14 protein-coding genes are annotated in these 18,345 nt (G+C 74.9%); 8 read left to right on the plus strand and 6 right to left on the minus strand.

From position 1 onward, the window contains the following. Window positions 1-134 precede the first annotated feature (134 nt). Complete coding sequence (locus tag ACYVPE_RS08300; protein ID WP_461032783.1) at window positions 135-2,189, plus strand: glycoside hydrolase family 31 protein; 2,055 nt, start codon at window positions 135-137, stop codon at window positions 2,187-2,189. Between the two features lie 94 nt (window positions 2,190-2,283). Here the strand turns inward: ACYVPE_RS08300 and meaB are convergent, their stop codons facing one another. From meaB to ACYVPE_RS08315, 3 genes are read right to left on the minus strand one after another with little or no spacing between them, the layout of a single operon-like run. After that, window positions 2,284-3,318, minus strand: a complete 1,035-nt coding sequence (meaB, locus tag ACYVPE_RS08305) for a methylmalonyl Co-A mutase-associated GTPase MeaB (RefSeq protein WP_461032784.1) — start codon at window positions 3,316-3,318, stop codon at window positions 2,284-2,286. After that, on the minus strand, window positions 3,315-5,543 hold the full coding sequence (gene scpA, locus ACYVPE_RS08310) for a methylmalonyl-CoA mutase (RefSeq protein ID WP_461032785.1): 2,229 nt from the start codon (window positions 5,541-5,543) through the stop codon (window positions 3,315-3,317). Before scpA ends, meaB begins: the two co-directional genes overlap by 4 nt. Next, window positions 5,543-7,414 (minus strand): methylmalonyl-CoA mutase family protein, encoded by a 1,872-nt coding sequence (locus ACYVPE_RS08315; RefSeq protein WP_461032851.1) that lies wholly within the window; start codon window positions 7,412-7,414, stop codon window positions 5,543-5,545. The genes scpA and ACYVPE_RS08315 overlap by 1 nt, the downstream gene beginning before the upstream one ends. Window positions 7,415-7,896: 482 nt before the next feature. On the opposite strand from ACYVPE_RS08315, the gene ACYVPE_RS08320 reads away from it, so the two are divergent. Next, window positions 7,897-8,337: an archease gene (locus ACYVPE_RS08320; protein WP_461032786.1), complete on the plus strand. Its 441-nt coding sequence runs from the start codon at window positions 7,897-7,899 to the stop codon at window positions 8,335-8,337. Between the two features lie 45 nt (window positions 8,338-8,382). Next, window positions 8,383-9,828 (plus strand): RtcB family protein, encoded by a 1,446-nt coding sequence (locus ACYVPE_RS08325; RefSeq protein ID WP_461032787.1) that lies wholly within the window; start codon window positions 8,383-8,385, stop codon window positions 9,826-9,828. A 29-nt stretch (window positions 9,829-9,857) separates the two neighbouring features. Here the strand turns inward: ACYVPE_RS08325 and ACYVPE_RS08330 are convergent, their stop codons facing one another. Together ACYVPE_RS08330 and ACYVPE_RS08335 are read right to left on the minus strand one after the other, a co-directional pair. Next, on the minus strand, window positions 9,858-10,712 hold the full coding sequence (locus tag ACYVPE_RS08330) for a DUF3592 domain-containing protein (RefSeq protein ID WP_461032788.1): 855 nt from the start codon (window positions 10,710-10,712) through the stop codon (window positions 9,858-9,860). Window positions 10,713-10,745: 33 nt separating this feature from the next. Next, window positions 10,746-11,171, minus strand: a complete 426-nt coding sequence (locus tag ACYVPE_RS08335) for a hypothetical protein (protein WP_461032852.1) — start codon at window positions 11,169-11,171, stop codon at window positions 10,746-10,748. A gap of 110 nt (window positions 11,172-11,281) precedes the next feature. On the opposite strand from ACYVPE_RS08335, the gene ACYVPE_RS08340 reads away from it, so the two are divergent. From ACYVPE_RS08340 to ACYVPE_RS08360, 5 genes are all read left to right on the plus strand, one after another. Next, window positions 11,282-12,670 carry a hypothetical protein gene (locus ACYVPE_RS08340; RefSeq protein WP_461032789.1) on the plus strand — a complete coding sequence of 463 codons (1,389 nt, stop codon included), beginning with the start codon at window positions 11,282-11,284 and terminating at the stop codon, window positions 12,668-12,670. Further along, entirely contained in the window at window positions 12,670-13,896 is a 1,227-nt protein-coding gene (locus ACYVPE_RS08345) for a hypothetical protein (RefSeq protein WP_461032790.1), read from the plus strand. Before ACYVPE_RS08340 ends, ACYVPE_RS08345 begins: the two co-directional genes overlap by 1 nt. Before the next feature lie 555 nt (window positions 13,897-14,451). Then, complete coding sequence (locus tag ACYVPE_RS08350) at window positions 14,452-15,690, plus strand: sensor histidine kinase (protein WP_461032791.1); 1,239 nt, start codon at window positions 14,452-14,454, stop codon at window positions 15,688-15,690. Beyond that, window positions 15,687-16,841 (plus strand): hypothetical protein, encoded by a 1,155-nt coding sequence (locus ACYVPE_RS08355; RefSeq protein ID WP_461032792.1) that lies wholly within the window; start codon window positions 15,687-15,689, stop codon window positions 16,839-16,841. The genes ACYVPE_RS08350 and ACYVPE_RS08355 overlap by 4 nt, the downstream gene beginning before the upstream one ends. After that, on the plus strand, window positions 16,784-17,461 hold the full coding sequence (locus tag ACYVPE_RS08360; protein WP_461032793.1) for a response regulator transcription factor: 678 nt from the start codon (window positions 16,784-16,786) through the stop codon (window positions 17,459-17,461). Before ACYVPE_RS08355 ends, ACYVPE_RS08360 begins: the two co-directional genes overlap by 58 nt. 24 nt (window positions 17,462-17,485) lie before the next feature. Here ACYVPE_RS08360 and ACYVPE_RS08365 read toward each other — a convergent pair whose 3' ends face one another. Further along, window positions 17,486-18,337 carry an ABC transporter permease gene (locus tag ACYVPE_RS08365; protein WP_461032794.1) on the minus strand — a complete coding sequence of 284 codons (852 nt, stop codon included), beginning with the start codon at window positions 18,335-18,337 and terminating at the stop codon, window positions 17,486-17,488. Window positions 18,338-18,345 lie beyond the last annotated feature (8 nt).

Raw genomic sequence — 18,345 nt, forward strand, 5'->3', positions numbered from 1 at the left:
GTCCGGCCGTCACCTTGTGTGATCGGCCGGCCGGCGCGTCGTCTTGAGCCGTTTGCCCGAGTTTCGGGCGGGTACCCGGGCCCGGCTGGCCGCACGAACCGCGCGGCCACGGTCAGGACGGAGGGCGAGCCGAGATGGAACTGGGCACCGATCCCTATGTCGCGGCCGAGCCGGCGCCCGGCGGCGACGGCCTGCTGCGGATCACCCTGGGTTCAGGGCGGACCATGGACCTGGCCTGCAGCGTCCCCGTGGACGGCGTGCTGCGCCTGCGACTGGCCAGGCCGCTCCCACACCACCGCGCCTCCGACTCCGTGCTGCTCGCCCTCCCCGACCGGCGGGCCACGCTGCGCCGGGTGGCGGGCGGCACCGCCATCACGGGCCCGGGCGTCGAGGCGTTCTGGGAGAGCGGCGACCCGGACGCCGTGGAGAGCGGCGAGGGCGCCCCCCAGGCCCTGCGCTTCGGCACCTTCGAACGCTTCTCCGAGGCCGAGGGCGCCACCCTCCCCTTCCAGGCCGGCTACCGCCCGGCGACCGCCGAGCGCCCCGCCGCCTGGGTGGAGACCATCCACCTCGCCCCCGACGCGGCCGTCTACGGCGGCGGCGAGAGCTACCAGGGCATCAACCTGCGCGGCCGGCACCGCAGGCTGCGCAACATCGAGGAGAACCGGGCCGCCGGCCGCGACTCCGCCTACCTCAACGTGCCGCTGCTCTGGTCCGACGCCGGCTGGGGCATCTTCGCGCACACCGGCGAGCCGGTGGACGCCGACATCGGCGCCACCCACGCCGAGGCCGCCAGCTTCCACATCGCGGGCGACGACCTCGACCTCTTCCTGCTCAGCGGCGACGCCCCCGCCATCCTCGACCGCTACCGCGCCCTCACCGGGCAGCCCCGCCGGCTGCCCGACTGGGCCTTCGGCGTGTGGATGAGCCGCTCCTCCTACTTCACCGCCGACGAGATGGTCCGCACCGTCGACGAACTGACCGCCGCCGGCTGCCCGGTCGACGTCATCCACGTCGACGAGTGGCTCGACGAGAACGTCCTCGACGCCTCCTCCTGGACCGCGGGACCCGACCGCCGCCGGTTCCCCGCCGGCTGGACCAGGGCGCTCGCCGACCGCGGCGTGCGCACCAGCCTGTGGATCAACCCGTACGTGCTGCGCGGCACCCCGCTCGCCGACCGGCTCACCGAGCAGGGCTACCTCGTGCACCGCGCCGACGGCAGCCCCGCCGCCACCTCCGACAACCCGGACAACCTGCCCGTCGACTTCACCAACCCGGCGGCCCGCGCCTGGTGGCGCGAACGGCTGGTCGCCACCTTCCGCGAGGAGGGCAACTCGGCGCTGCTCACCGACTTCGGCGAGGAGATCGCCGACGACGCGATCTTCGCCGACGGCAGCACGGGACCCGAGCGCCGCAACTCCTACGGCCTGCTCTACCAGGACGTGGTCCGCGAGGCCGGCGACGAGGCACTGGACGGCGACTTCGTGCCCATCGCCCGCTCCGGCACCGCGGGATCGCAGCGCGACCCGGCGCACTGGGCCGGCGACATGCCCTCCACCTGGAGCGGCCTCGTCTCCACGCTGCGCGCCGTGCTCTCCATGTCGCTGAGCGGGTTCTCCATGGTCACCTACGACGCCGGCGGCTACTGGACCCCGGCCTCCTTCCAGCAGGCCGAGGGGCTGCGGAAGGCGATGGAGCCGGACGCCGTGTTCGCCGACGTCGACCCCGAGCTGTACGGGCGGTGGGCGCAGTGGGCGGCGTTCTCGCCGATCATGCGGTTCCACGGCATGGGCCGCCGCGAACCCACCGCCTACCCCGAGCCGTACCGCTCGGCCGCCATCGCGGCCTGCCGGCTCCGCCACCGGCTCGTCCGCTACATCGCCGAGGCGGCGAACGGGCTGCCGCTGATGCGGCCGATGCCGCTGGCCTTCCCTGGCGACCGCGAGGCCAGGGACGCCGACCTCCAGTACCTGCTGGGCCCCGACGTGCTGGTGGCCCCACTGCTCGCGCCGGGCGGCCGGCGCGCCCTCTACCTGCCCGCCGGGGAGTGGGTCGGGCTGCTCGGCTGCCCCACGCTCACCGGGCCAGGCTGGCACGAGGTGAGCTGCGCGCCCGACGAGTTCCCCGCCTTCGTCCGCGCCGAGCGCGGCCCTCAGGCGGTGCTTGGCGCTCCGCGGGAAGTACCGTGATGGGCCGTCGATCGTCTGCGGGTTCAGCGTCGCCGGTCGCGCCCACGCGGCGCAGCCGCCGGCGCCGTGCGGCCTTGCCGAAGCGCACCGGACGTTACCGAGTCGGCTCAGGACCAGCCTGACGTGCCGCGCCAGCGGCGTCCGGCTCCTGGAACGCCGTGAGCAGCCGCTCGGCGGCCAGCGTCGGCGTCAACGCGCCGTCCCGCACCTGCTGTTCGAGGGTGGGTGCCAGACCGCGCACGGCAGGATGGCCGTGCAGCCGGCCGAGCAGTTCGTCGTGGACCATCGACCAGGTCCACTCGACCTGCTGGTCGCGCCGCTTCGCGGCCAGCCGGCCCGCCGCGTCCAGGGCGCGGCGGTGCGCCTCCACCTTCTCCCACACCTCGTCGAGCCCGACGCCCTCCAGCGCGCTACAGGTGAGCACCGGCGGCGACCACACCGGGTCCGGCGGGCGCAACATCCGCAGGGCGCCCCGGAGTTCCCGCGCCGCGGCCCTGGCCTCGCGCTCGTGCGGGCCGTCGGCCTTGTTGACGGCGATGACGTCGGCGAGTTCGAGGACGCCCTTCTTGATGCCCTGGAGCTGGTCACCGGTCCTGGCCAGGGTGAGGAAGAGGAAGCTGTCGACCATGCCGGCGACCGCCGTCTCCGACTGGCCGACGCCGACGGTCTCGACCAGCACCACGTCGTAGCCCGCGGCCTCCATCACGACCATCGTCTCGCGGGTGGCCCGCGCCACGCCGCCGAGCGTGCCGGCGGAGGGCGAGGGGCGGACGAACGCGTTCTCGTCGACGGCGAGCCGCGCCATCCGGGTCTTGTCGCCGAGGATCGAGCCGCCGGTGCGGGTGGACGACGGGTCGACGGCCAGCACCGCCACCCGGTGCCCGAGCCCGGTGAGCAGGGTGCCGAGCGCGTCGATGAACGTCGACTTGCCGACCCCTGGCACCCCGCTGACGCCGACCCGCCGCGCCCGCCCGGCGTGCGGCAGCAGGTCGAGCAACAGCCGCTGCGCGAGCCGCCGGTGGTCGGGCCTGGTGGACTCCACCAGCGTGATCGCCCGCGCCACCTGGGCCCGCGTGCCGGCGAGCACGCCCTTGGCGTAGCCGTCGACGTCGATGGCGGGCCGCGTCACGTCGCGAGCTCGAGGCCGAGGCCCTCGGCGAGCGTCACCAGCAGGTCGTAGGCGGCCTCGGGGATCACGGTGCCGGGCGGGAAGACGGCCGCGGCGCCCATCTCGCGCAGCGTCGGCACGTCGTCGGGCGGGATGACGCCGCCGACCACGACGGTGATGTCCTCGCGGCCCGCCTCGGCCAACTCGTGCCGCAGGGCGGGCACCAGGGTGAGGTGGCCGGCGGCCAGCGAGGAGACCCCGACGATGTGCACGTCCGCCTCGACGGCCTGGCGGGCCACCTCGGCGGGGGTCTGGAACAGCGGGCCGACGTCGACGTCGAAGCCCAGGTCGGCGAAGGCCGACGCGATCACCTTCTGGCCGCGGTCGTGCCCGTCCTGGCCCATCTTGGCGACCAGGATCCGGGGCCGGCGGCCCTCGGCGTCCGCGAACGCGGCGACCAGCGCCCGGGTGCGCTCCACGCCGGGCAGCGACCCGGCCTCCTCGCGATACACCCCTGAGATGGTACGGATCTGGCCGGCGTGCCGCCCGAACACCTTCTCCAGGGCGTCGGAGATCTCGCCGACCGTGGCCTTGGCGCGGGCGGCGTCCACGGCGAGGGCGAGCAGGTTGGCGTCGCCCGAGGCACCGAGGGTCAGGGCCCGCAGCGCGTCCTGGCAGGCCGCCTCGTCCCGCTCCTCGCGCAGCCGCCGCAGCTTCTCGATCTGCTGGGCGCGCACCGCCGTGTTGTCGACCTTCAGGACCTCGATGCGCTCGTCGGCCTCGACCCGGTAGAGGTTGACGCCGATCACGGGCTGCCGGCCGGAGTCGATCCGGGCCTGGGTGCGGGCGGCGGCCTCCTCGACGCGCAGCTTGGGGATGCCGGCGTCGATGGCCTTGGCCATGCCGCCGGCCGCCTCGACCTCCTCGATGTGCTGCCAGGCGCGCCGCGCCAGGTCGTGGGTGAGGCGCTCGACGTAGGCGGCGCCGCCCCAGGGGTCGATGACCCGGGTGGTGCCCGACTCCTGCTGGAGCAGTATCTGGGTGTTGCGGGCGATCCGGGCCGAGAAGTCGGTGGGCAGGGCCAGCGCCTCGTCCAGCGCGTTGGTGTGCAGGGACTGGGTGTGGCCCTGGGTGGCGGCCATCGCCTCCACGCAGGTGCGGGTGACGTTGTTGAACACGTCCTGGGCGGTCAGTGACCAGCCGGAGGTCTGCGAATGGGTGCGCAGCGACAGCGACTTGGGGTTCCCCGGGTCGAACCGCCGCACCAGCCTGGCCCACAGCAGCCGGGCCGCGCGCAGCTTGGCGATCTCCATGAAGAAGTTCATGCCGATGCCCCAGAAGAACGAGAGCCGGGGCGCGAAGGCGTCGACGTCGAGGCCGGCCTCGACGCCGGCCCGCAGGTACTCGACGCCGTCCGCCAGGGTGTAGGCCAGCTCCAGGTCGGCGGTGGCCCCCGCCTCCTGGATGTGGTAACCGGAGATGGAGATCGAGTTGTAGCGGGGCATGTGCCGCGAGGTGTGGGCGAAGATGTCGGAGATGATCCGCATCGAGGGCTGCGGCGGGTAGATGTAGGTGTTGCGGACCATGAACTCCTTGAGGATGTCGTTCTGGATGGTCCCCGCCAGCATCGAAGGCGGCACGCCCTGCTCCTCGGCGGCGACGATGTACAGCGCGAGCACCGGCAGCACCGCGCCGTTCATCGTCATCGACACGCTCATCCGGTCCAGCGGGATGCCGTCGAAGAGCTGCCGCATGTCGTAGATCGAGTCGATCGCCACCCCGGCCATCCCGACGTCGCCGGTGACCCGGGGGTGGTCGGAGTCGTAGCCGCGGTGGGTGGGCAGGTCGAACGCCACCGACAGGCCCTTCTGACCGGCCGCCAGGTTCCGCCGGTAGAACGCGTTGGACGCCTCGGCCGTGGAGAAGCCGGCGTACTGCCTGATCGTCCAGGGCTGGTTGACGTACATCGTCGGATAGGGGCCGCGCAGGAACGGCGCCACGCCCGGATAGGTGCCGAGGAAGTCGAGCCCGGCCAGGTCCTCGGCCGTGTACAGCGGCCGGACGCCGATGCCCTCGGGCGTCTCCCACACCAGGTCGTCCACGGAGTGGCCGCTGCCCTCCTTGACCGCGGCCCGCCACTGCTCGGCGCCGACGGCCTCCGCCGCGCCCTCGCGCGCCGCGCCCTCGCGCGCCGCGCCCTCGTCCGGCGCGAGCGGGACCTCGGCGAAGTTCGGGAACTCGTGCATCACGCCACCCCCAGCGATTCGAGAACCGAGGTGAGCACCGCGACCACGTCGCTGCCCACGAAGACGAACTCATCGACGCCCGCGGCCCGGTACTCCGCCTCCCGCTCGCCCGGGCGCCCGGCGAGCAGCACCCGGCGGGCGCCGGCCGCCCTCAGCGCGGCCGCCACCTCGGCGGCCCGCTCGGCGTAGAGCGCATCGCTCGAACACAGGCAGGCCACCGAGGCGCCGCTGGCCGCGAACGCCGCGGCCACGGTGTCCGCGTCCACCGAGGCCGGCTCCTGGACCGGCTCGATCCCGGCCGCCTGGAACAGGTTGGCCGCGAAGCCGACCCGCGCCGTGTGCGCCGCCACCGGGCCGATCGCCGCCAGGAACGCCCGCGGCCGCTCCCCGGCGGCGTCCGCCCGGGCGCGGAGCGCCTCGAACGCCTCGTCCCTGCGGACCACGGGCAGGCCACCGGCCGGCCGGGCCGGCGCCGGGGAGCGCTCCGGCAGTCGCTCCGTCAGGTTGGCGAACTCGCTGACCCCGGTGATCGGTTCGCGCCGCTTCGCCAGCCGCCCGCGCCGCCGCGCCCACTCCGCAGCGAGACGCTCGGCGACCAGTCCCGAACGGAGCGCCGCCTCCTGGCCGCCCGCCCGCTCGATCTCCTGGAACCACGCCCAGCCGGCCCGCGCCAGCTCGTCCGTCAACGACTCCACGTACCAGGAGCCGCCGGCCGGGTCGATCACCCGGCCCAGGTGCGACTCCGCCAGCAGGATCGCCGACGTGTTGCGGGCGATCCGCCGCGCGAACGCGTCCGGCAGGCCGAGCGCCTCGTCGAACGGCAGCACCGTCACCGCGTCCGCGCCGCCCGCGCCGGCGGCCAGCGCCGCCACCGTGGTGCGCAGCATGTTCACCCACGGGTCGCGCCTGGTCATCATCACCCGCGACGTCACCGCGTGCTGCCGCTGGGCCCCGGCGGCCGCCGGGGCGCCGCTCGCCTCGGCCACCCTGGACCACAGCCGGCGGGCCGCCCGCAGCTTGGCGATCGTCACGAACTGGTCGGCGGTGGCCGCGTACCTGAACTCCAGTTGGCCGAGCGCCGCCTCGAGCGAGAGACCGGCCCTGGTCAGCTCCCGCAGATACGCCACCCCGGTCGCCAACGAGCAGCCGAGCTCCTCGGCCGGGCTGCCGCCCGCCTCGTGGTAGGGCGACGCGTCCACCACGACGGCCCGCAGCCCCTGGTGGTCACGGTGGCAGCGGGCGGCCAGGCTGGCCGCCGCCCAGAGCCTGGTGGTCAGCTCGTCGTGGTCCCCGGTGCGGGCCGCCAGGCCCAGCGGGTCCGCGCCGAGCCCCCCGAGCGGCGCGCCTGGCGCCAGGCCGCGCTCGTCCGCGATCCGCAGCAACTCCCTGGCCGCCGCGTCGAATTCGGCACCCGGTTCCAGCACGACGGGCGCCAGGTCGAGCAGCACCCCGTCCAGCGCGGTGGCCAGCTCCGCCACCGGCACGCCGGCCGAGCCGACCGCCAGCCACACCGACGTGACGCCGTGCTCCAGGTCCGCCAGCACCGCCTCGTTGGTCACCCGTGGATCCGGATCGCCGTGGAACTGCCGCACGTCCCAGCCGGCCACCGCCGTGCCCTCGGGGCGCGCGCCCCTGACGAACGGCGCGAAGCCCGGGAAGCCCGCGTCGGGGGCCGCGTCCTCCGCCGTGTACAGCGGCCGGGTGACGACGCCGTCGCCCAGCGCGGTGGACAGCGCCTCCTCGGCGGCCCGACCGTCCAGATCGGAACGGCCGGCCTTCCGCAGCACGCCGGCCACGAGCTCGCGCCACCGCTCCCTGGACACCTCGGGGAAGCCCTCGGCCAGGGGAAGCTCCTCCCCGGTCGCCGGCATCGGCCCCTTCGCCATGGCTCTCCTCTCGTCCCACTCGCTGGGAGATTCGCACGCCGGGCTGAATTCTCCATAAAGGGAGACTCAAGGCGAGAACAAGCGGACCATTGTTGGCAGGGTACGCGGCGGGGGTCCCGGTGTCGTGGCCCTGCCGCACGGTGCCACCCGAACCAGCCGCGAGCAGGCGTTTTGCGGCCAGCGCGCCGATGCCCCACGCGCCGGCGCGCAACCCCACTGTGCGCGCCGGCGCGCCCCCGGCCGGCGTGGCCGCCGGCCCCGGTCCAAGCCGGCTACCCCCGGCTCCCCGGTGCTGCGCGTTTTCCCGGCCGAACGACAGCATCGAACGGTTTCGCGGAGGCTGTCACGCGATCCCGGTGTCGCAGTGCCGCCATGTCCGCTGTACGACACGGCCACGGCGGCCCCGCCCGGGGGTGCGCCCCGGCGCTCGGGCTGCGCCCCGCGCCCCGCCGGGGCACCATGGAGCCATGGCCACCGGCGGCACGGGCACCGAGGGACGCGGCGGGCACCGAGGTGTCCCGCACACCGCCGACCTGCGCGTCGCGGCCTGGGGGCCGACCCGCGAGGAGTGCCTGAGCCAGGCCGTGCGCGGCGTCGTCGAGTCGTTCGCCGACCCCTCGACCGCCGGCACCCCACGGTGGCGGCACACCGAGATCCACGCGGACGCCGACCCCGACCTGCTCGCGGCACTGATGGACGACATCGTCTACCGGCTCGACACCGCGGACGAGGTGCCCGTCGGCCTCGACCTCGACCCGATCCCCGGTGGGCTGCGGGTCGGCTACCGGATGGCCGACGCCCACGACCTCGAACCCGTCGGCGCCGCGCCCAAGGCCGTCACGCTGCACGACCTGGCGCTCGACCGGGGCCCGGCCGGCTGGACCTGCTCCGTGACGCTCGACGTCTGAGCGACCGCCCCTGCCCCGCGAGGCGTACGGGAGGAGAACCGCGCCATGACCCAGCACCCGCGTCCCAGCACCCGGCTCACCGCGGACGGCGACTTCCGCTACCGCATCCCGCGCCACGGCGCCATGCGGGTGCCCGGCGTCGTGTTCGCCACCCCGGAACTGCTGCCGGAGGCGTCCGGCGACCAGGCCCTCGACCAGGTGGCCGACGTGGCCACGCTGCCCGGCATCGTCGGCGCCTCCTACGCCATGCCCGACGTCCACTGGGGCTACGGCTTCCCCATCGGCGGGGTGGCCGCCACCGACGTCGCGGCCGGGGGAGTGGTCTCGCCGGGCGGCGTCGGCTTCGACATCTCCTGCGGGGTCCGGCTGTTGGCCGCCGACTGCGACCGAGCCGAGCTCGCCCCGCGGCTGGCCGCCCTGCTCGACGCCCTCGGCCGCCGCACCCCGCGCGGCGCCGGGCGCGGCGCCGTCTGGCACCTCGGGCGCCGCGACCTCGACCGGGTGCTGCGGGAGGGCGCCGGCTACGCCGTCGACCGCGGCCACGGCGTCCCAAGGGACCTGGAACGCTGCGAGGACGGCGGGGTGTTGACCGACGCCGACCCGGAGGTCGGCCGGGTCGGCGACCGGGCCAGGGAACGCGGCCTCGGCCAACTCGGCAGCCTGGGCTCGGGCAACCACTTCCTCGAGGTCCAGGAGGTCGAGACCGTCCACGACGAGGCGGCGGCGCGCGCCATGGGCCTCACGGCCGGCCAGGTCTGCGTCATGATCCACTGCGGCTCCCGGGGCCTCGGCCACCAGGTCTGCACCGACCAACTGCGCACCATGGGCCCGGCCATGCGGCAGCACGGCATCGAGGTGCCCGACCGGCAACTCGCCTGCGTGCCCGCCGACTCGACCGAGGGCCGCGGCTATCTGGCCGCCATGGCCGCCGCCGCCAACTACGCCCGCGCCAACCGGCAGTTGCTCACCGAGTCGAGCCGCGCCGCGTTCGCCGGGATCGTCGGCCGCCACCTCGACCTCGTCTACGACATCTCCCACAACCTGGCCAAGATCGAGACCCACCGGGTCGACGGCGTCGACCGCCGGCTCTGCGTGCACCGCAAGGGCGCCACCCGCGCCCTGCCGCCCGGCCATCCGGAACTGCCGCCCGACCTCGCCGACACCGGCCAGCCGGTGCTGATCCCCGGCACCATGGGCACCGCCTCCTACCTGCTCGCCGGGGTCCCCGACGGCGACGCCTGGCACTCCACCTGCCACGGCGCCGGCCGGGTGGAGAGCCGGCACCAGGCCGCCCGCGAGGTCGACGGCGGCCGGCTGCGGCGGGAGTTGGAGGGCCGGGGCATCGCGGTGCGCGGCACCACGGCCCGCGGCCTGGCCGAGGAGGCGCCAGGCGCCTACAAGGACGTCGACGCCGTGGTCGCCACCGCCGAGGGCGCCGGCCTCTGCCGCCGGGTTGCCCGCCTCGTGCCGCTCGGCGTCGTCAAGGGCTGACACCCCCTAGAAGCGAAGCGCACCCCCACTCACAGCAGGGCCGCGCCGCTCACCATGCCCGCCACCCCGAGCAGCAGCAGGACGACGATGAAGGCGATCGCCTTCCGGCCATCGCGCCGGTCGGCGGCCAGGTCGGTCGTGTAGACGGCCGGGTCGTCCGGGACGTAGTGGACGGTCAGTTCCCGGCCGAGGGACCGACTCGGCTCGGGGATGCCGTCCAGGGAGAGGACGGTGACCTCGGTGCCCTCGACGGTGGTGAAGGTGACGACGGGGGCGTGGTTGATGATCTCGCTGCCCTCGCCGTCCTGGTAGACGTCCCTGGTGACGGCCACGACGCGAGCCGGGACGGCGAAGGACGAGGCCAGCCGGGCCTCACGCTCCCGCGCCAGGCGGATGTCGGGACTGTACGTCCCGACCACGGTCAGCAGGCCACCGGCGCCGAGCAGCGCCCACGGCCACTCCCGGATGACGGCCGCGTGGATCACGAGACCCAAGAACACCAGGAAGACCAGGCAGTTCGGGCCGCTCCGCCCGCTCTTCTCCCCGTCGGTGTCCAGCACCACCTGGAACCTGTCAGGACGGCCGGGCGGGTAGCGCACCTCGACCTCCCGGCCCACCCACGCCTCATGGATCGCGGAGCCGTGCCGGCCCGCGTTCGGCAGGGTGAACTCCCGCCCGGAGGCCGGGTCCTGGAAGGCCACCGTCACCGGAATCCCCGGAATCTTGGACTCCCAGTGGGCCGGTAGGTCCACCCGCACGATCCGCGCCCGCACCCACACCGCCCGCTGGGCCCGGCTCAACCCGGCGAAGGAGAGCGCGTAGCCGACGAGCGCGAGCCCGGCGGGCAGTACCCACCAGAAGCCGAGTGCCTCGTGAAAGTCCATCCGAACTCCCCTGCCGCCAACGAGATCACGAGGTCACGGGGTCACGCCGTCCCCGGCGTACAGGTAGCCGCCCGGCCTGGCCGGGTCGGCCACCAGCAGCACCTGGTCGCCGACGCGCGGGACCCGCAGCTTCGACACCACGGTCTGGAGGGCGATCCGGTCGCCGCCGGCCGACGGCTGGACGACCAGGTCGACGACCGGGTCGAAGTTGACCAGCTTGCCGGTGTCGTCGATCGACACCACGACGGCCGGCGTGGTCGGCGCCCCCGTCGCGAGCAACTGCTGCGCCGCCAGCCCCGACTGGTACGCCCCCATCGACTGCTGGACCCTGGCCAGGTCCTCCCGGCCCATGAACGCGCGGGTGGTCCGGCCGTAGAAGCCACGGCCGTTGACCACCTGGTCCGCGATCTCGGCGCCCCGCTCCTCGCGGCTCTTCCGCCGCCTCCCGAAGATCCCCATCATGCCTCTCCCCTCCGATGTCGTCCTGCTCACGAGACGGACGCTAGGCGCCACCGGCCGCCTACCGATCCCAGGTTCTGCCGCGCCCCGCGACGACGTAACCTGGCGCCATGCCGCCCCCCAGCCCGCCGCCGACCGGTGAACGCCGTCCACGCGCGATGGTCATCGACGGCGCCTGGCGCGGTCTCGGCCCGGGGGTGGAACCGCTGAGCGGCCCGGGTGGCGCGCCGCTGACCCGCACCGTCAAGCTGATCGTGCTGCCGCTGATCGTCAGGCCGGCCCTGCGGCCCGAGCTCGCGGCGGACTTCCTCGAAGCCAGGGAGGCCGCCCGCCTCGACGCGCTGATCCGGGAGTCCCGCCCCCGACTCGCCGCCACGGCGGGCTGGTTCACCCTCCTCAAGCGGACCCGCCGGGCGCTCGGCGTGGTGGCGGGCAACCCCCAGGACCTGTACTTCCAACGCTGCTTCGAGCTGGCCACCGAACACGGGGAACCGGCCGCCGGGGCGGCGGCGGTGGCCAGGGAGGTCGTCGGCGACATCGCGGAAGCCGCCGGCGGACGCACCGTGGCCGCGCTGCGGGACCACCTGGCCGACCCCGGCCGACGCGACCGCCTCGACCGGGAGTTGGCCGCCGCGTGGGACGGCCGCCGGCGGGATCCGACCGACGACACCGCCGCCGCGGTCGCCCTGGCCACCGAGGCCCTGGACGCCTGCGGCACCCCTGGCGGGCCGGGGAACGCCCCGTCCCACCGGACCGCGTCCTACCAGGACCTGGTCGCGCGCGGACACGGCAGCCTGCTCGGCCGCGCGGTGTGGGCGGGGGCGGACGGCGTCTGGGGCCGCCAGGACCTGCCCACCCACCTCGGGCTCACCGTCCGGCCGACGCCGCCGCGCCCCGAGGTCGGCCTCGGCGCCTCCACCGCCACCCTCCCCGCCCCCCTCGACCGCACGCTCTTCGAGCGGCTCTTCGTGGTGCTCCAGGCGGCGCCCAGGCGCGACGAACTGCCCGAGGTACCGGAGCTCGTGCGGCGCGAGGTCGGCCGCAGCTGCGCCCCGCTCGGCCTGGGCGACGAGAGCCTGCGGGTCGCCGCGCTGCTCGGCGGCCGGCTCGCGGCCGGGCTCGACCCGCTGGGCGACGGGCGCGCGGCACCCGGCCAGACGGCCGCGCACCGCGCCGTCAACGGCCGCTGGCAGCGCGAGGCCTCGGCGCTCCGCGCCCGCCGGATGACGGTCTCGCCGCGCCCGGACCCGGCCGGCGGCCCCCTCGACGCCCTCGCCCGCGAACTCCGCACCCCCTGGGCCGCCTACCTGCGGCGGCTCTGGGTGCGGCTGCACGGGCGGGACGTCCACGACGCGCCGCTGGACGACCTGGCGTCGGCCTGGGCGGTGCTCGACGGCGTCGCCCGCTCGGTGATGATGGACCACCGCGCCAGGGTCAGGGCAGCGCTGCGCGCCCTGACGGCGAACGCCGCCCCGGCCGTCGAGCGGCGGAGCGCGTGATGCCGCCGGCCACCTTCGACGTCCTGGTGACCCGGGAGGCGGACGGCGTGATCCGGGTCGCGGCCGGCCCCGCGGGCCCCGCCGTCGCCCGGGCCGTACTCGACGTCGCCGGGGCGGTGTTGAGCTGGCCGGTGCTCGGGGAGTCCGGGCCCCCGGTGGCCGAGATCCACGACCAGGACCGGGCACAGCAGTGGCTGTGGGCCGTCTACGGCGAACGCGTCGCCGCCGTCGTGCACGCCGCCGCGGCGGGGGAGCCGGCCGGCCGCCCGGCGGCGGCCGAACCGACCGAACTCGCCGGCGCCGCCGCTCGGTTGGCCCTCGGGCACTGGGCCGCCCGCTGGTGGCCCGCCTCCCAGCTGGACGGCATACCGGCGCTCGAAGCCGACCTGCTCGGCCTCGAGTTGGCCGCGCTCACCCACCTGTGCCAGCAGCTCTTCGACGACGGCGACGATCAACCCGACGACTGCGCCGCCGAGTTGATCGAGGAGCACCGGGCCGCGATCGACCCGCTGATCCGCTGGTGGCAGGCGGCCCCGGCCCCGGTCGCGGCGCGGCAGGCGGAGCGGGTGCTGCGGCTGCTCGCCGACGCCGGTGACTGCGCCGGCCTCGAAGGCCCCGAGCTGCGCCGGCTGGAGACCGCACTCGACCGGCCGGGGCCCGCGCCCCAACCCGTCGACCTCGGCACCCTGTTCGCCCGGCACGGCGAGCACGCGCTCGCCGCCGGCCGACTCGGCGACGCCCGCGGCCGGGTGATCGCCCGCGGCTCGGGAACCAACGACTGGCGCCGCTACCCGCCGGGACTCGTCGACGCGGCCGAGCACGCGGTGTCCTGGACCGCCCGCGCGCTCGGCGCCCGCCGGCTGATCGAGGTCGAGGCCGTCGCGGCACCCACCGGCGGCGGGTTCCTGGCCGCCGAGGTCCTGGTGGACGGCGGCGAGGCCGCCCGTCTGCCGCTCGCCAGAACGGACGACCTGTGGACCGGCCTGGCGGACCTGGCGCTGCCGGCCGCGGGGACGCCGCCCCGGATCGAGGTCGGCGTCCTGCTGCCGGGCTTCGACCCCGGCCCCGACGCGTCGGGCGACGCCGACGCCCGCGCCGACCGCGACGCGATCCGGGCCCTGGTCAGGCGGCGGCTGGCGGCCGCGGCCCAATCCCCGCCGTACGACGCGTCCTCCTGGCCGTTCCTCGCCGAGATCGCCGCCGCCACCGGCGACGAGGACTTCTAGGCCCTGTCCCGCCGATCTCGCCGGGGCCCGCGACTCTCCCAGGCCTGGCGGCCTGGGTGGGGGTGCCCTCTGCACGGAGTGCTTGGGGGAGTGCCCCCCAACACGGCACCTCGCCGCGGTGTCGTATCGCGCGAACAATCGTGTCGCCGTAGGACCGCCGTCGAAAGACAACCCCATGCCGCTGCTACGCCTCGGCGGTTCCCTGGGGATGTGGTGCGCGTATGCGTGGGACGCGGGTGAAAGGTGAGGGCCCGCGTCTACGGAGCCGGTAGCCGTAGGGCGGTCTACCGCCCAGGACCCGGCCTTGGTCGCGGGGCCGCACGGTCACAGCGGAACGGACCCGGATGCGGGTGCGGGCGATCTCCCGCTTGGACAGGGTGCCCAGCAGGATCGTCAGCTCCTCGTGCCCTGTGATCCTCGGATCCATCACTCCGCCGAGTCTCCCCATTGGCCGTCCGCCCCCTCCGAACCTTCACAATGCCTTCCACTGGCGCACCCGGCCCCGTATCGTCGTGCCGGGGGTGACCAACTCCCCGCTACGGGGGTAGTGGTCTGATGTCCGAGCAACGCGAGCGCGTGATGCGCGCCTCGGCGTCGATGTGGGGGCGCGGCGAGATTCCCGCCGCCGGTCCGGCCACGCTCAGTCTGGAGCGCCGGGCCCTGCTCGTCACCGTGGTCCTACGGCTGTCCAGCGCGGTGGTGGCCGCAGTGGTCGCACTGCTCGGGCTGGCGTCGGCCGCGAACCCCGCGTGGGTGCTGCTCTCCGTCGCCGGAGTGCTGGTCTGGGCGTGCTCGTTCGGCGTCTACTCACTTCGCGGGGGCCCGAACCTCCGGCTCGGCGTGGCGGATGTCGTGCTCTGTGCCGCGCTCTGCCTGCTCCACGGCCGCCTGGTGCCCGAGTCCGTGCTGACGGCGAGCGCCGGCAGCGGGTGGGTCGACCTCGTGGCCAGCGCCACCGTGCTCAACACGCAGTACTTCCTGCGCCCACCCCACGGGCTCCTGGCGACCGCCGTGATCACCGCGACCTACACGATCGGCGCCCCGGGCCTGCGGGAGGCACCCGTCGTGCTCGTGCTCCAAGGCATCCTGAGCGCCGGGATGTTCGTCCTGCTGCGCCGCGCCGCCGGCTCGGCGGACTCCGTACTGGCTGCCGAGGCCGTGGCGCAGGCGAACGAGATGGCCAGGGCGGCGGCCCGCGCGGACGAACGCGACCACCAGCGGCGACTGCACGACACCGTGCTCGCCACGCTCACCATGGTGAGCACCGGCGCGATCGCCGACCGTTCCGATACCCTGCGTCGCCGCGCGGTGGCCGACCTCCGCGTGATCCAGGGTCTGGCGGACGAGGCGAACGAAGCGGACGAAGGGGGCGATGCGTCGGCCGATCCCGCGCCCCTGGTCCCGTTGGACGAGGCCCTGCGCGCCGCGGCCTCCACGCCACGGCCGGGACTGCCCACGCTGACCGTGGAGTTCGGGCTCGCGCCGGTGCGGCTGCCCCACCCGGTCGTGACCGCACTCGCCGACGCCGTCGCGGAGGCCCTGACGAACGTCGCCCGGCACGCCGGCACCTCGGCGGCCCAGGTGCGCGCGGAGGCGGTCGGCGCCGGCGTCGTCGTCGTCGTGCTCGACCGAGGACGCGGCTTCGATCTCGCGGCTGTGCCCGCGCACCGCAGGGGGCTGCGCGAGTCGATCGTGGGCCGGATGGCGGCGGTGGGCGGCGGCGCCCGGATCGAGGCACGGCCGGGCGACGGGGTCCGCGTCATGCTGCGGTGGCCCGCGTCAGGAGCGACGTGAGCGTGCCGCCTGGGGAGTTGATCGCGGTCCGCTACACCCACGTGATCAGCGTCGTGGTGGTGGTCATCGTCGCCATCTGGCACTTCGGCTACGACTCCATGGTCCTGGTCCGCGGCTGGTCGCGGTACGAGCCGGCGTGGGCGGCCCTCGCGGCCTGGCTGGTGCTCTCCGCCGTCCAGTTGATCGGCTCCACGCTGCTGCTGCGGTCCGCGCTGCGCGGCCGCGTGGCCCAGGCGCTGACGTTCGTCGCCCTGCTGGCCGGGGCCGTCGCCGTCGCGACGTATCCGAAGGGCCAGGCGATCAGCGACCTCAGCTGGGCCGCCAACACGGTGGGCTGGTTCGGCGTGCTGCTGCTGTTACAGCGCCCGGTCCACGAGCTGGTCGCCCTGTTGAGCTGCACCGTCGCGATGACGGTGATCGCGCTCGGGGTGAGCGGCGAGTTGGACACCCCGGAGTCCTGGGCCCGGCTGATCACCACCTCCTTCACCACGGCCGGCATCCAGCTCACCTTCGCCCTGCTCACCCGGCAGTTGCACCACGCCGCCCGACTCGCGACCCGCGCGGCACGGGCGCAGGCGGACCGCATGGCCCGCCAGGTGGCCGAGGAGACCAGGCACGCCGAGCGACGGCGGCGTTACCGCTATATGCGCGACCGGATCGCACCGCTGCTCCGTGACCTGGCCGAGGGGCGGGCGCACCCGGGGCACGACGCGGTGCGGCGGTCGAGCGCGATCGAGGCGGCGCGGCTGCGCCGGCTGTTCGCCGAGACAGAGGCCGCGGCCCATCCCCTGCTGCACGAACTCCGGGCCTGCGCCGACGTCGCCGAGCGCCGGGACGTGGACGTCACGTTCGTCTGCTACGGGGAACTGCCCGACGTTCCCGTGGCGGTTCGCCGGTGGCTCACCGAGGGGCCGCTCCTGGCGCTGGCGTCGGCGGAGGTCAGCGCCCGGGTGACCGTCGTCGCGGCAGCCGGCGAGGTCACGGTGAGCGTGGCGGCCGACGCCGCGGCGCCCGGCGCGCTGCGCACGGCCGGTTCGACCGACACATCGGTGATGTTCGACGAGAAGGAGAACCTGCTGTGGCTGGAGTCTCGATGGCGCGTCCCCAGATCGCGTTCGACGTCGGCATCATCGACGATCACCCGGTGGTGATCGACGGCGTCCGGGCCTGGCTGGCCGAGGAGCCGAGAGTGCGCGTCAGACACACCGGCGAGACCATGGCGGACCTGCGCTCCGGCGTGGCGGACGTCCTGATCGTGGACCTCAACCTCAACGGGCGACTGGTGCTCCCGGACATCGGCGCGCTCGCCGCGGCCGGTCAACGGGTCGTCGTCTTCTCGCAGTTCACCGACGAATCGCTGGTGATGGACGTGCTGGACATGGGCGCCAGCGGATTCGTCGCCAAGAGCGAGGGGCAGGCGCACCTGCTCCACGCGGTGTGCGCCGCCGCTGCCGACCGACCCTATGTGCCCCCGACGACGGCCGGTGTTCTGGTGAGCGACCGCAGCCCGGTGCGTCCCGAGCTGTCCCCCCAGGAACGGACGTCGCTTCTGTGGTGGTTCCAATCCATGTCCAAGGCGTCGGTGGCCCGCCGCATGGGCGTGTCCGTGCACACCGTGGACATGTACATCAAACGGGCCAGGGTCAAGTACGCCCAGGTCGGCAGGGCCGCACCGACGAAGGCGGACATGCTGGCCCGCGCGATCGAGGACGGCCTGGTCACCCCCGGCGAGGTCGCGAACTCCATCCGGCGGACGCCGCCGTCGACGTGACCGCCGCCCGCCGCCCGCCGCCGGCTACTCGGCGCGGGAGAAGCGGCGCGCCGCGAGCGCCAGGGCGGCGATGCCGAGGGCGCACATCACCATCAGCTCGACCCCGAGCGGCGGTGCCCAGCCGCCCCAGTCGGGCCCGGGCGGGAGCGCGCCGCCCGGCGCGCCCCAGGCCACGGTCTGCCGCAGCGCGTCCACCGCGTAGGTCAACGGGTTGAGGTGTGTCAGCGCGGCGAGCCACCACGGCAGTCCGGCCACCGAGAACATCGCGCCCGACAGGAAGAACAGCGGCAGCATGGCCACGCCGAGCGCGGACTGGAACGTCTCGATCCGGGTGATGCAGACGGCCGCCAGGGTCACGAACGCGGTCAGGGTGAACGCCACCAGCGCCAGCTCCCCCAGCAACGCGAGCAGCAGCAGTGGGTCGTAGGGCAGGCCGGCGAAGCCGGCGAAGGCGAGCAGCAGTCCGCCCTGTGCGGTCGCCGTCGCCGCGCTGCCCAGGCACTTGCCGACCAGGACGGTGCCCCGCCGAACCGGCGCGACCAGCACGGCGCGCAGCAGCCCCGTCTCGCGGTCGCGGACGAGGGACATCCCGGCGTTCAGCGCGGGCATCTGCACGGCCATCAACAGGATCCCGGGGTAGACGTACGTCAGGTAGTCCCCGGTACCGGACGCGGACCCGACCATGCCGCTCAACCCGGTCCCGAGCACCACGAAGTAGAGCAGCGGATTCAGCAGCGTCAGTCCCGTCTGGACGGGACTCGCGACCAGCCGGGTCATCTCCCGTCGGCACAGCGCCAGCAGCGCCGCCAGCTCGGCGCGCCGGCCGGCCGGCCGGGTCGTGAGCCGGCCGGGGCGCTCCGCGGTGGACTCCAGCACGTCGGCTC

This window comes from Streptomyces mayteni, assembly GCF_054783955.1.